Annotated in this window: 12 protein-coding genes; 2 read left to right on the top strand and 10 right to left on the bottom strand. The window is 60.3% G+C overall.

Annotation, left to right across the window (positions count from 1 at the left end; translation table 11 throughout):
• Positions 1 to 29 precede the first annotated feature (29 nt).
• Positions 30 to 1,355 (top strand): hypothetical protein, encoded by a 1,326-nt coding sequence (locus HBF26_RS04735; RefSeq protein WP_167123610.1) that lies wholly within the window; start codon positions 30 to 32, stop codon positions 1,353 to 1,355.
• Positions 1,356 to 1,520: 165 nt separating this feature from the next.
• Positions 1,521 to 2,687, top strand: coding sequence for a nucleotide sugar dehydrogenase (locus HBF26_RS04730; protein ID WP_167123608.1), 1,167 nt, complete (start codon positions 1,521 to 1,523; stop codon positions 2,685 to 2,687).
• Between the two features lie 130 nt (positions 2,688 to 2,817).
• Here HBF26_RS04730 and HBF26_RS04725 read toward each other — a convergent pair whose 3' ends face one another.
• The 10 genes from HBF26_RS04725 to HBF26_RS04680 form a co-directional block, all read right to left on the bottom strand.
• Entirely contained in the window at positions 2,818 to 4,776 is a 1,959-nt protein-coding gene (locus tag HBF26_RS04725) for a hypothetical protein (RefSeq protein ID WP_167123606.1), read from the bottom strand.
• A gap of 2 nt (positions 4,777 to 4,778) precedes the next feature.
• Positions 4,779 to 6,113, bottom strand: coding sequence for an NAD(P)/FAD-dependent oxidoreductase (locus HBF26_RS04720; RefSeq protein ID WP_167123604.1), 1,335 nt, complete (start codon positions 6,111 to 6,113; stop codon positions 4,779 to 4,781).
• Entirely contained in the window at positions 6,110 to 7,171 is a 1,062-nt protein-coding gene (locus tag HBF26_RS04715; RefSeq protein ID WP_167123602.1) for a lysylphosphatidylglycerol synthase transmembrane domain-containing protein, read from the bottom strand. The genes HBF26_RS04720 and HBF26_RS04715 overlap by 4 nt, the downstream gene beginning before the upstream one ends.
• On the bottom strand, positions 7,168 to 7,935 hold the full coding sequence (gene rfbF / locus HBF26_RS04710) for a glucose-1-phosphate cytidylyltransferase (protein ID WP_167123600.1): 768 nt from the start codon (positions 7,933 to 7,935) through the stop codon (positions 7,168 to 7,170). The genes HBF26_RS04715 and rfbF overlap by 4 nt, the downstream gene beginning before the upstream one ends.
• Positions 7,936 to 7,946: 11 nt before the next feature.
• Positions 7,947 to 8,906 carry a glycosyltransferase family 2 protein gene (locus tag HBF26_RS04705; protein ID WP_167123598.1) on the bottom strand — a complete coding sequence of 320 codons (960 nt, stop codon included), beginning with the start codon at positions 8,904 to 8,906 and terminating at the stop codon, positions 7,947 to 7,949.
• Positions 8,903 to 9,844, bottom strand: coding sequence for an NAD-dependent epimerase/dehydratase family protein (locus HBF26_RS04700; RefSeq protein WP_167123595.1), 942 nt, complete (start codon positions 9,842 to 9,844; stop codon positions 8,903 to 8,905). Before HBF26_RS04700 ends, HBF26_RS04705 begins: the two co-directional genes overlap by 4 nt.
• Positions 9,841 to 10,941, bottom strand: a complete 1,101-nt coding sequence (rfbG, locus tag HBF26_RS04695) for a CDP-glucose 4,6-dehydratase (RefSeq protein WP_167123593.1) — start codon at positions 10,939 to 10,941, stop codon at positions 9,841 to 9,843. The genes HBF26_RS04700 and rfbG overlap by 4 nt, the downstream gene beginning before the upstream one ends.
• 135 nt (positions 10,942 to 11,076) lie before the next feature.
• Positions 11,077 to 12,024 (bottom strand): electron transfer flavoprotein subunit alpha/FixB family protein, encoded by a 948-nt coding sequence (locus tag HBF26_RS04690; protein WP_167123591.1) that lies wholly within the window; start codon positions 12,022 to 12,024, stop codon positions 11,077 to 11,079.
• Between the two features lie 22 nt (positions 12,025 to 12,046).
• Positions 12,047 to 12,793, bottom strand: coding sequence for an electron transfer flavoprotein subunit beta/FixA family protein (locus tag HBF26_RS04685; RefSeq protein ID WP_167123589.1), 747 nt, complete (start codon positions 12,791 to 12,793; stop codon positions 12,047 to 12,049).
• 109 nt (positions 12,794 to 12,902) lie between these two features.
• The gene (locus HBF26_RS04680) at positions 12,903 to 13,910 is read right to left on the bottom strand and encodes a glycosyltransferase (RefSeq protein WP_167123587.1); all 1,008 of its coding nucleotides are present in this window, start codon (positions 13,908 to 13,910) and stop codon (positions 12,903 to 12,905) included.
• Between the last annotated feature and the right edge of the window lie 50 nt (positions 13,911 to 13,960).

The raw sequence follows: 13,960 nt of genomic DNA, 5'->3' as shown, positions 1-13,960 counted from the left end.
CAGGCGAGGAACAATCGAAAGGAGGCGGTATGAAAGATGCAGTCAGGGCATGGGAATGGGCGCTCATATGCGCCGGCTTCATCGTGTTGGTTTTTACCTTGCATCCCACCGTTGATGGCGACGGAGCAGTGCGCTTCCAGACCATCCAGGCGTTCTTGGGCGATGGTGGGGCGTTCTCGAAGTTCTCCTTCGTGCAACCGATTCTGTCCATGCCCCTTGCATGGCTCGGGCGCTTCGCTGAAGCAGACGTCGTCAAGTTCGTCGCGTGGTTCAACTTCTCCGCATTCTCGGCATTAACCATCTTCATCTATCGCGAACTCGCCGCCCGGTACAAACCAGCTGTTGGCCGTGCCTGGTGGCTGCTGATGTTGTCAGCGTCGATGTTTCCACACCACCTGCAGTACTACTATGGCGAGGTGTTGACGTCTCTATTAGTGTTCCTGGCGGCGTTGCTAATCGACCGGCGACCCGTGGTATCCGCAGTGTTGTTTGCCTTGGGATGCGTGAACACGCCTGCGTTGCTCCCGTCGCTCGTTGGGCTTGCGGTGGTCTTGTTCCTCTTTTACAGGAGAATGGCCCCCCTTGCCGCTGTCCCCATTGCAGTCGCTCTCGTTCTGCTTGAGATGTGGTTCAAGCACGTTGGGCTCGGACAAGGATATTTTTCGGCTGACGAGCACGGCAACGTTACAGTCTTGCCGTATTCCGGAAGGCCAGGATTCAGTTATCCATTACTGTTTGGACTGATGGCTATCACTCTCTCCTTCGGAAAGGGCCTGGTGTTCTTCATGCCAGCTCTGCTGCTAGGCTTTTTCGGCGACATCAGGAGGGCCCTAGGTCTGGATCGGAAGGCCACCTTTGTGGCCTTCATTGCTCTTGCCTTGCCTGTCGTGACCTATGCGAAGTGGTGGGCCTGGTACGGGGGCTCGTTCTGGGGGCCTCGCTTCTTTCTATTCATGTCGGTACCGGCGTCGCTCCTGCTTGCTGTCGGCCTGCGATCGACGCGAGCTGAGCCGATACGCATCGCATTGACGTTGCTGGTTCTTCTGCTCTCGGCGTGGGTTTCGCTGGAGGGCTACTTGTTTGGCCAGCGGGAGACGGATGTCTGTTGGGCGGACAACTATGCACAAGAACATCTTTGCTGGTACGCCCCGGAATTCAGCGCGCTATGGCGGCCATTCGTGACGGGATCGGCGTGGAAGATAATGAGCAACGTCCGTTGGCCATATGCGGCGTGGCAACTGGTGGTGATCTTCTACCTGGCTGTTCGCCTCGCGGAACCGCTTGTCGAGATGACGCGGAGAAGGCTGAACGAGGTCCGAGCTTCCGATCCTGGAAGTCACCCAGGACAAGCATGACCTCGGGATGTGAAGCGATGGTCGGTAACTGACGCGCGCTCTCAATTGCCGGTATATCTTCCGTCGTCTGCCTCAGAAAGCGTGTGCCCGAGCCTTCGATGACCTGGTCGGCCACCGAGTCGATAAACGGATCACCTAACACTATCAGTTGGAATGAGCATTACTATGAAAATTGCCGTCGTTGGAACGGGTTACGTAGGCTTGTCAAACGGCGTCTTGCTTTCCAGGGCCAACGAAGTCGTCGCACTGGACATTGTGGAGAGCAAGGTTGCCATGCTGAACCAGAGGCGCTCCCCGATCGTCGATGCGGAGCTTGAAGCCGCGCTTTCGGAAGGCGGGTTGAATTTCCGTGCGACGCTCGATCCTAAAGATGCCTATGAGAATGCGTCGTTCGTCATCATTGCCACGCCGACCGATTACGATCCGGACACCAATTACTTCAACACCGGCTCGATCGAGGCCGTGGTCAGGCAGGTGATCGAGATCAACCCCCAGGCGACCATGATCATAAAGTCGACCATTCCGGTGGGTTACACGAAGAAGCTGCGCGAGAAGTTCGGCGTGGATAACATCATCTTCTCGCCAGAGTTCCTGCGGGAAGGCAAGGCGCTTTACGACAATCTCAACCCCTCGCGCATCATCGTAGGCGATCATTCGCAGCCGGCGAAAATTTTCGCCGGCTTGCTCGAGAAGGGTGCCGAGAAGGAGAACGTACCCGTGTTGTTCACGGACTCAACCGAGGCCGAGGCTATCAAGTTGTTCGCCAATACGTATCTTGCGATGCGCGTATCCTACTTCAATGAGCTGGACACTTACGCGGTAACGCACGGGCTCGATAGCCGGCACATTATCGAGGGCATTTCGCTGGATCCGCGTATAGGCGGCGGCTACAACAACCCGTCCTTTGGTTACGGCGGATACTGCCTCCCCAAAGATACCAAGCAGCTGCTCGCCAACTATCAGAGCGTTCCGCAGACACTGATCAAGGCCATCGTCGAGTCGAACACGACGCGCAAGGATTTCATCGCCGAAGATATTCTGCGCCGCAAGCCGAAGGTCGTCGGGATCTACCGGCTGATCATGAAGAGCGGATCGGACAACTTTCGTTCGTCGAGCATCCAGGGGATTATGAAGCGCATCAAGGCGAAAGGCGTTGAAGTCATCGTCTACGAACCGGTGCTCGAGTCGGATAGTTTTTTCCACTCGAAGGTCGTGAACGACCTTGCACGCTTCAAGCAGGAGGCGGACGTCATCGTCAGCAACCGCATGTCAGATTCGCTTGCCGACGTGGTGGACAAGGTCTACACAAGAGACCTGTTCGGCGACAACTGATTCGCCCTGCGGCAAATGGAAAAGGCCGGGAGCATGCTCCCGGCCTTTTTTTACACAGATGGGCTAGGCAAGTGACAAGCGGGCCGATCGTGAGCCGTGCCTCGGGCACCGGGCCGCCGCAGCGAAACCTTCATTGGAGGGTAAGCGTCTTCAGCATGAGCCCAAGTTTGCGGGCATCGGCGCTCAAGCCCGCTTCCTTAGGTGAGAGCGCGTTGGGAAGTGCGAATGACACCGTGAGCGCATGGGGATCGTTACGAGCTTCCTCAGGAAGGGGTACCTTCAGCGTGGTGGCATCGGTGAGCGAATACGTGCCTGCGGGAATGCCATTGATGGAAAGCTCGACGGTTTGCACGTGGCCATTCGGACTGAACGGTTGAACGTCGAGCTTGAGCTCCTTCCAATCGGGGCTCCCCTCCGCCTTGCGACACGTGACGGTCGCGCGATTCCCTTCAGTCCAGCGCCCGTCCACCTCGGCGTTGCTGAAGCCCGTCATCATGCTGGCGGGGAGAAAGCCCTTGAAGGAGAAGACGAGAGCCTCCCGGCAGGCGTCTGAAAACCTGGCGCGGATACATTGCCCGTCGCTAACGACAAATCCGCCCCCGAGCCGTGTCCGCACGCAGCCCTCATCCGACCAGAGACTGGGATTTTTCGTCGAACTGAATATGGCGCCCACGGCCTCGGGCGCCGGAAACTCACGATCGTATAGCGGGGCCATGCCGTTTTCGTCGCGTGGTGCGCCGAAAATGGCTTGCGACACAAGATAGTTGGCGACATTGCTCACGTCACCAAGGACAAGGCCGCGGGCGTAGGCTTGATGCGCTCCGTTGACGGCTCCAATGTCCTTGGCCACAGTCGCTGCATTTTCCAGGGCCAGGAACGACGGCGCATCCACGGCTGGACGGCTGCCGGAGAACGAAAAAAGCCATAAGGCGGCGACAACTATCGCTGGCTGCGACCATGCGAGAGGTGCGCGCGCGGAGCCTTGCGCAAAGCGTTTCGCGCCGAACACGGCCACCAGCAGTGCGATCTCCGTCAGCAGGATCGTGGAAAGTCCGAAGGCGTACTTTCGCACCGCGTATTCCGAGCCTAGGTGCATGGCCGCTGCGACCGCCTGCAGCATGCAGAGGAAAGCGATCGCGGCTCCCGCAGAACCGATGTGGCGGGCAATCGCGGCTACCCGTGGCACCTGGATACGTTGCCAGGGAAGTGAAATCCAGATCAGGCCCAGCGATGCGAGGCCGGTGGTCACGGCAAGCAATATCAGTCGCGGAAGTGTCGTGACCGCAGCCAGTGGCAGAAAGCCGTTGTTCTCACTGATGGAGCGGGACGCGGTGAATGCGGGGTGTAAGCACATGGCCGCCACCCCGATGCCTAAAGCGACAACAAGCACGGCAGATCGCGGCAGCCAGGCCCGCCTATCCGACAACGCGTGCGCAAAAAGCAGGACCAGTCCGTATCCGAGTCCTTCGATCGCTGGCACGAGATGGACGCCGGCCATGAGTACGGCCAGCACGATCACCACGAGCGGCAAGAGGATTCCAAATCCTCTGTCCGCCTCTGTACGCGCACAGAACGCTACGATGGCCAGAAAGCAGGCCTGCCCCGCCAATTGCGAGAAGAAATAGTTGACCACGATCTCGTGTCCAACGAGATCCAGGCCGATGGTCGCCCGGTTGAAAGCGAGAAGGGCAACGAAGGCACAGACGAATATCCACGATGCACGACCAGGCAGGACCTGCGACATCCAGGCGAGCGCTATCCAGCAGATAACGAGCGATGCCGTGGCAACGAGCTGCATCCCCAGGAACGCCGAGTGTGCTCCGGTGCCTAGAATGGCGGCCAGTATGTGTGCGTATCTCGGATAGATACTCATCTCGCCAAGGATCGGTGCAGCGTCCGTGGAGACGCCCCAGTGCTCCATCAGCCAGCGGATGAGGCCGTAATGATGGGCGAGATCCGGACTGGCGCTGAATCCATACGGGAGTACCCGGGCGAAAATGCATGCAGCCACCACGAGCGTGGCTGCCACCGACAGCGAGCGCCCCTCGCGCACGAAGTGAGAACCGATGCCTCCTTCTCCGTTACCCATGATCAGGCATCCTGCCTGGACAGTTCAGAGAGGCGCTCCGACATGCGCGAGCCTTCGCGGATGGCGTAGTTGGTTCCACGGTCTTCGGGATAGATTTGCGCCATGGTCGAGATCAGGGCATTTCGATAGGGAGTCTCTTCCGCCGGGACGTATTTCGAGTAACCGCGCTCGGTGACCGGTTGTGCGTAGTCGGCTCGCCAGATACGGAATTCTTTCACCCAGTCTCGCCGGAACTTGGGGAACATTCTCTCGAGGTGAGGTAGCGCGTACTGCAGGTACTCTTCATCGCTCATCGACCATGTCTCGTCCGACGTTGCGAGATAGCGTGAGAGGAAGACGATATGACGCCCGGCGTAGTGCGAACTGTCGTCGAGATTCGTGTGCTCGATGACGCCAACGAACGGGAAGCCAGGATCGTTGACGTTGATCCAGTAAGTATCCGACAGGCTATGCGTCAGTTCCATGACGAGGCAGACGTTGCCAAGATAGTTGACACGTTCGAGCGAATCGAGCCACGCCCTTGGCGCATCCTTCAGAATGTTTGCGATGATCTTGAAGGAGGGTGTGAAGAGGAAGGTCCTGGCGGCGACCTCGCCGTCGTTCGTCTGCAGCGCCTGGATCCGGTCGCCTTCCGTGATCGCACCGGTAACCGGTGCGTTGTAACGGATTTCACCACCGAGAGACACGATCCGGTCTGCGATGGCTTCCGCGAGCCGGCCGAAACCGCCACGGAAGTAGGCGAGCTGCTCGCCGCCTTTCGGATCGCGGGTGCTGCCACGAAGCACGAGCTTCTTCCAGAACCACACAGCGTTGATGTCTTCTGCGAACACCGAAAACTTCGAGCGAATGAGCGGCTCCCAGACAAGCTCAAACACCTTCTTCCCACAGAGCGGTTCGAGCCACTCGCGAATGGTTAGATGTTCGATTTCCTTCCAATCCTTGACTTTCCGCACCTGGAAAACCAGCCAGCCGAGGCGTATGCGGTCGATGAAAGGTAGCGGGCTGAAGCGAAGCACGTCGAGGGGCGTGGAAAGCTTCCACAGCCGGCCGTTGTAATACATGCCCGTTCTGGAAGGTAACGTCAGGATGAGATCGCTCAGGCCGAGTTCTTCAACGAGTTTCGGAACATAAGCATCGTTGTTGAACCAATGATGGTAAAACTTCTCGATGCGCACGCCGTCGTCGAAGTCGAAAGTCCCGGCGAGGCCGCCTGGGGACGAGTCAGATTCGAGCACGACGACTTTCTTGCCTGCCTGAGCGAGGCGTAGCGCGGCAACGAGGCCCGCGAAGCCTGCGCCCACAATGGCCGCGTCATAAATTGGGGCGGGATGGTTCATGTCGTATCTCCGGAGGCCGCAAGCGAGGCCTGATTGCGCGCCGCTTTGAACAGGTTGCGATTGAAAGCCATGACGATCGCGCCCGCGACCGTCGTAGGAAGCCACACGCCCAGATGGCACAGGATGGCCAGTGTCATGGCCTGTGTCGACGATCCACCCATCAGGTGCGCTGCAGTGAATGCGGCAAGGTGGTAAGGACCGACATACCCCGGCGAGGAAGGCACCAGCGTGGCGATCGTGGCCATCGACATCAACAGCAAACCACCGGGCAGGAAGAACGCCATGCCTGTGCCTTGCATGAGCGCGAGATAGAGGCCAAGTTCGCCTGCCCAGGCGACAAAGGATATGGCGAGTGCCGCGAAGACGGTGCGGATGCGTGAAATCGACTGCAGTGCTTCGACGAGATCGGCGATCGCCCGTACCAGGACCACCAGCTTCGCCGGCGCCTTCGGTTCGATCCGCGTGGCGAACCACCGGGTCAGTCGCACGATGGGACCCGTTAGAAGCATCAGGCCAAGCAAGGCGACACTGCCCATCACCGAGAGGGCAATGACGATATCGACGACCGAAGCGGGGAGTGCACGCTTCGGAAAGAAGGATGCTGCAACGGTGAGACAGACAAGCAATGTAAGCAGGTCAACAAGCCGCTCGAGCACGAGAGTGGCGGTGGCACCGGTCTTGGTCACACCCAAGGCAGTCGGAAAAACGAGTGCCCGGACAACGTCGCCCAGGCGGAACGGCAGGACATTGTTCAGGGCGATCGAAGCGAGGAAGGGACCGGCACATGCCGCCGTCGTAACCCTCGGGCCGCATGCCTCCAGTAGCATCTTCCAGCGGAAGATACGCGCCGAGTAACCGACGGCGAGGGAAAGCACGCCAACGATCAAATATGGCCAGTGGAACGTTGCGAGCGCGTGCTCGACGTCCTTGAGCCTGATGTTGCGGAATACAAAGTACAGGCACGCGACCGACAGGCCGCAGCCAATGACCAGACGAACGATGTTGTTCTTGCCTTTCCTCGGTGCGGTGAGGGGCGCGGGCTCATCCAGCATCGTCATGCCTTCCAGGGGGCACTGCCAGCGTCCCATAGCGCCTGCAGTTCACGCTTGTCGCGCAGCGTATCGCAAGGCTGCCAGAAACCATGGTGCTGAAATGCCATGAGCTGTCCATCCTTGGCGAGGTTTGCAAGGGGGGCGCGCTCGAAGGACGTGTCGTCGCCCTCGATATAGTCCAGCGCTGACGGCTCGAGGACAAAGAAGCCGCCATTGATCCAGCCGATTTCGTCCTGGGGCTTCTCTTCGAAGCTCGCCACGTTCGAGTCCTGGCCGAGGTTGAGGACGCCGAAGCGACCGGGGGGCTGTACCGCGGCAACGGTCGCCATCTTGCCGTGCTGGCGATGGAACGCTATTTCTCGCGAAATATCGATGTCGGACAGGCCGTCTCCATAGGTGAGGCAGAACGTTTCCTCACCGAGGTATTGGCGAACGCGCTTTACCCGGCCGCCGGTCATCGTGTCCTGGCCAGTGTCAATCAAGGTTATTGTCCAGTCCTCGGCTTGCGTATTCAGGACCGATGCCTCGCCTGTGCGGAGATTGATCTCGAGGTCCGCTGTGTGGCGGTAGTAGTTGAAGAAATACTCCTTGATTACGTAGCCCTTGTAGCCGAGACAGACCACGAAGTCCTTGATCCCGTGCTTTGAGTAGCTCTTCATGATGTGCCAGAGCAGCGGGCGCCCCCCGACCTCGACCATCGGCTTTGGCTTGTAATCGGACTCTTCCGCGATACGCGTTCCGAGGCCGCCTGCAAGGATGACTGCTTTCATGTTCTGGCTACTCAAAGTTTGATTTCGTCGGAATCCAGATTCAGCGAATCCTGGACGATGGCAATGGGCTCTCTGCGGAGAATCCGGTATATGCGTAGCAGATACTCTCCCAGGATGCCGAGCAGCAATGACTGGAAGCCGATTCCGAAAAGAATGAGGATGTGCAGACTCGCCAGACCTCGCGGAAAATCCGGGAAAAGCAGCTTCAGTACCAGGTAATACACCGTGCCGAGCGCGGACAGCGACAGGATGACGATGCCGGCCACGGTTGCAAGACGGAGCGGCACCAGCGAATGATTGAATACGCCTGTGAGGCCCAATCGCATCAACTGCGCCACGCCGAATTTGCTCGAGCCGGCGACGCGCGCGGAGCGGTCATAGGTCACGCCGATTTGCCGGAACCCCATGCCGGCGATGAGGCCGCGAAGATATGGCTCAGCCGAACGTTGTTTTTCCAGCGCCTGGATGACCTTGCGGTCGACAAGCCGGAAGTCGCCGGCATTGCGTGGAATGGGGTGTTCGCTGATGCGGTCGATGATCCAGTAACCGACCTTTCGGAATGTATGGATCACCTTACCTTCCGGGCGCGACCTGCGCACGCCGTATACGACATGATAGCCCTGCTTCCAGAGTGCGAGGAATTCCTTCAATAGCTCGGGTGGGTCCTGCAAGTCTGCGTCGATCTGAAGAACTGCATCGCCGCGCGTGTGCAGATAGTTCGCCATGATGGAGCGCTGGAAGCCGAAATTCTTCGAAAATCGAATGGCTCTGACGCGCTCGTCGGCCGCCGCCAGGGATTCGAGCATGCTCCACGTCGCATCGGTCGAACTGTTGTCGCTGAATACGAACTCCAGCCGGCATTCGTCCGCCAATGAGACGGAAAGTGCGTTGAGCCGGCTGTACAGGGCCGCGATGTTCCCTTCCTCGTTATAAACCGGAATGGCTATCGATATAAGCGGAAGTGAGGTCATGGCGGTCCGGCATGTTCGGCACGATGGGGGGCGGACAGCGTTTCAGCGATGCCCTCGGCAAGGGACAATCGCGGCCGCCATCCGGTATGCGATTTGAATGCGGATGGATCTCCGACGACTCGGGCTTGGTCGTCGGGGCGCATGGGGATCATGCCGAAGCGAAGCAGCGAAGGGGCGGCATTCAGGGCATCCGCCACGGCCAGGGCGAAGTTGCGTACGCTCGTGCCTTCACCGGTACACACGTTGTAATGGCCAGTGGGAAGAGTGCCGTTCATCACTCCGGAAAGCGATGCCATGAGCGCCGAGCAAGCGTCGTCGACGTGGATGAAGTCGCGAACCTGCTGGCCTTGCGACAGGGGGGCGTCTTCGCCGCGGAGAAGCGCCTTGCTGAGCGATGGAAGCAGGCGATGCGGAGCCTCACCGGGACCGTAAACGTTGAAAAGGCGCAGATTTGCGCTGGGCAATCCCAAAGCCGTGCCGGTCGCGAGCGCCATGAGCCCGCCCGCGGCCTTTGTTGCACCATATAGCTTCGTCGCCTCGAGCGGAGCGCTTTCTTCGATGCGGTCGCCGTCGAAACGGGCGTACTCCGAATTGCTCCCGGACATGATGAAACCCCTGGCTCCCCAGGCGTGTGCCAACTCGACGAGTTCACTCGGCAACAACCCGTTGATCATGCGCAGATTGCCAACGTCTCGGTCCCACGGATTCACGCCCGCGGCGGCCAGATGGACGACTGCGTCGATGGGCGTTTCTCCAACCGCTTGCTTCACCTCGTCCGCAGTAAGTCGCGAGACGACGCGGTGATCGGTGGTCGTTGCACAGCTATTGCTTCGCGCGCCCCGTCCGATCGAAACCACGTCGATATTCGCGGCCGCGAGATGCGAAAGGAATCTGCTCCCGATAAATCCGGATCCGCCAGTCAGTAGGATGCGAGTCATGCAGGGCGGTTTTCACGTTCAAGCAATGCGTCGCGCCAGGCAGAAATCTGAGCTGCCGTAATTGCCGACGCTCCCTTGCCCGCGTAAAAGTCGCGGTACCACGCAGCGGTGTGTTCGATGGTCTCCTCGACGTCCCAGGCGGGCGTCCAGCCAAGCACGTCTCGCGCAAGGGTGCTGTCGAGCGCCAGAAGCTGGGCCTCCTTCGCGGGGTTGTCCAGATACTCGAGATTCGGTCGAGCCCAGGTTTTCGAGAGACTTTCCAGAACGGCGCGCACTGTCAAGGCGCGCCCGTCGGCAGGTCCCAGGTTCCAGCTGCGAGCCGCGGCTTTCGGCGAATCGATAAGCTTTGCCGCAAGCATGAGATAGCCCTGGACGAGGGCAAGCACGTGTTGCCAGGGGCGCGTTGCGTCGGGATAGCGCAAGGTGATCGCCGATCCGTTCGCCACGGCCCTCACGAAATCGGGAACAAGTCGGTCTTCCGACCAGTCGCCCCCGCCGATGATGTTGCCGCCCCGCGCTGTGGCGATCGGGAGAGCGCGGCCGTCGGCCGTCTGAAACGCATACTGATAGCTCTGAATCACCATTTCAGTGGCGGATTTGGATGCGCTGTACGGATCCTTCCCGCCGAGAGCATCGTTCTCGCGATAGGGCCACGGCCATTCCCTGTTCTCGTACACCTTGTCCGTGGTGACGCAGACAATGGCTTCGAGGCCGGGAACACGGCGCGCAGCCTCCAGCACGTTGAGCGTGCCCATGACGTTCGTGTTGAACGTTTCATGGGGGTCGCGATAACTACGGCGGACCAACGGCTGTGCGGCAAGGTGAAGGATCACCTGCGGGGCGAACGTAAGGATGGCCGCGTCCAGGGCCTCGCGGTCGCAGATGTCGCCAATGATCGACCGCACGCTGCCCTGGAGGGCCAGTTCTTCCCACAGGTTTGGGGACGTCTCCGGAGCAAGTGAGAAACCGCAGATCTCGGCGCCGATCTGTGCCAGCCACGAGCAAGCCCAGCTCCCGGTGAAGCCCGTGTGGCCCGTCACGAAAACGCGCTTGTTACGGAGAGCGGCCTCAAAGGCAAGAAGTTCGGTGGCTTGCATTGTTACCCGTGTCCTTGTCAAACCGAGAATCGGAACGCCTGTACCGTTCCAATGGTGTCGATGGAGACGTCGATCCGGGGCAAGCGAGACGGTCTGGCGTCCCGTTTGCCCCGTTCCCCTCAATGCCGCCTGCCGTCACTGGCCGATGGCGGCTTCCAGTTCGGGCAGGATCTTGAAGAGGTCCCCGACCAGGCCGATGTCGGCAATTTCAAAGATCGGCGCTTCGCCATCCTTGTTGATCGCGACGATAGTGCCGGCGTCCTTGATACCGGTCAGATGCTGGATCGCACCTGAGATACCGATGGCCATATAAAGCTCCGGCGCAATGATCTTTCCGGTCTGGCCGACCTGCATCTCGTTAGGGCAGTACCCTGCGTCGACAGCGGCGCGCGAGGCGCCCACACCAGCGCCAATCTTGTCGGCGAACTTGTAGATGATCTCGAAGTTTTCCTTCGAGCCCACGCCACGGCCGCCGCTGACGACCTTTGCGGCACCCTGCAGGTCGGGCCGGTCGCTCTTGCCCTGCTGCAGGTCCACGAAGCGCGTGTGCGAGGGCAGGGTGACATCCAGGGTCAGCGCTTCCACCGACGCGGAGCTGTTCGTCGAAGCCGCCGCCGGCCAGGACGCCGTGCGGATCGTGGCGACGACGGTGGAGGCCGCATCAACTTCGACGGTGACGATGGCATTGCCGGCGTAGATCGGGCGCTTGAAGGTATGCGAGCCTTCCACGCTCATCACGTCGCTGACCTGGGACACACCGAGCAGGGCGGCCACCCTCGGGGCAAGGTCCTTGCCGAAAGTGGTCGAGGGGGCGAACACGTGAGAATAGCCGGCAGCGGCCTTGGCGATCTGCGGCGCGAGCACGGCAGCCAGGCCGTGCGCGTTCTCGGCACGGGCCACGGTCAGCACTTTGCTCACGCCTTCGATCTTGGCGGCTTCGGCAGCGATGGCCTCAGGCGCATCGGAAAGCACGATGACGTCAATGGATTCCGGCGTGGTGGCGACAGCGGCGCTGACGGCGCGCGCCGTGGCGCCATTGAGCTTCCCGTCGAGGTGTTCGGCGATAACGAGGATCTTGGTCATGTCGATTCTCCGGTCGGCTGCCTTACAGCAGACCCTTCTGCTTGAGGGCCGCGACGAGCTCGGCCGCGTCCTTCACCATCACCCCCTTGCTCCGCTTGGGCGGGGCAGCGTAGTGAGTGGTCTTGATGTGGTCTGCTACTTCGACCCCCAGCGAGCCCAGTTCGATCACGTCGATCGGCTTGGACTTGGCCTTCATGATGTCCGGTAGCTTGATGAAGCGCGGTTCATTGAGGCGAAGGTCGGTGGTGATGACTGCGGGGAGCTCGGCCTCAATGGTTTCCAGCCCGGCGTCTACCTCCCGGGTGACCGTGACTTTCCCGCCGGCGATTTCGACCTTGCTCGCGAAGGTGGCCTGCGGGCGATCCCACAAGGCAGCCAGCATTTGGCCAGTCTGATTCGCGTCGTCGTCGATGGCCTGCTTGCCCAGGATCACGAGGCTCGGCTGCTCTTTCTCGATCAGCTTCAGGAACGTACGGGCTGCTGCCAACGGCGAGACGGCATCGGTCGTCTGGACATGAATGGCCCGGTTGGCGCCCATGGCCAAACCATTGCGCAGGTGGGCCGTGAGGTCGGCGGGACCGATACCCACAATGACCACTTCCTCGGCCAGGCCCTTCTCGCGCAGACGTAAGGCCTCCTCGAGGGCGATGTCGTCGAAGGGATTGGCGGAGAGCTTCACGCCGTCCGTGACGACGCCGCTGCCGTCGGGCTTGACCTGAATCCGGACGTTGTAGTCCACGACGCGCTTATAGCCGACCAGAATCTTCATTTAGTGTCCCTTTAGCAGGCATTCGGACGCACCGACCCACCCGGACGGCGGGTATGCGAACCATGGAGTATACCGTGGCCCCCGCTCGAAGAATCCTGCGCTGCCGCAACTACGGCGTGAAAGTGGCTCGTGGGCGTTGCGAGGCCCCTGGGTGCCCTCGGGGGGCGTCCGGCGGGGACCGTTCGCGCTCAATACGCTGCAGACGGACGTCGATCCGCTCAAGGAGCTTCCGGTTTGTGGCGATCAGGTCGCCGACCAGGCCGATCATGGTGAGCATGAGGCCGACGATGATGCACAGCGCGCTGAAGATCACCGACTGGACATGGCCGGCCCCCGCTCCGCTCATGTAGAAAAACAGGAAGCGAAAACCGGCGACCAGGCCTGCGGCAAAAAACAAACCGCCCAGCCACGCGAAGAAAGCGAGTGGCCGGTAAACGACGAACATGCGCAGAATCGTGAGTAGTGAGCGCTTGACGTAGCTGGAGATGCTCTTGACCAATCGGGACGGACGCAGGTCCGCGTTTGTACGAACCGGGACGGAGATGACCCGCATGTTGCTTTGCCCCGCCTGGATGATCGTTTCCAGCGTGTAGGTGTATCCGTTGAATACGTGCAAACGCATAGCGGCTTCCCGAGACATTGCCCGGAATCCGCTGGGCGCATCGGCTACCTGCGTTTGACTGGCCATGCGGACGGCCCAGCTCCCCAGGTGCTGGAGCCTCTTCTTCAGCCAGGAGAAATGTTCGGTCTCGGCAATCGGTCGCGCGCCGATCACGATTTCGGCTTCGCCTGCAAGTAACGGGGCTATCAGCGCGGGGATATCGCCGGCATGGTATTGGTTGTCGGCATCGGTGTTGACGATGACGTCAGCACCGAGCCGCAGGCAGGCATCGATGCCTGACATGAAGGCTTCCGCCAGGCCGCGGTTTACCTGGTGACGAATGACATGGTCCGCGCCATGGCGGCGAGCTACCGCTGCGGTGTCGTCGGCGGATCCATCGTCGATGATCAACCATTCCACGGAATCGAAGCCGGGAACTTCGCGCGGCAACTCGGTCAGCGCGATGCCCAGCGTGTCAGCTTCGTTAAAACAAGGGACCTGGATGATCAGCTTCACGTTCTTTTCTCCCCGCCCCGTCGTGGGCTATCCCTTGCCATCGGGAGCTA

Origin of the sequence: Luteibacter jiangsuensis (assembly GCF_011742555.1) — a bacterium.
Taxonomy (GTDB): domain Bacteria; phylum Pseudomonadota; class Gammaproteobacteria; order Xanthomonadales; family Rhodanobacteraceae; genus Luteibacter; species Luteibacter jiangsuensis.
This window is presented reverse-complemented; position numbering and strand designations above follow the sequence as displayed.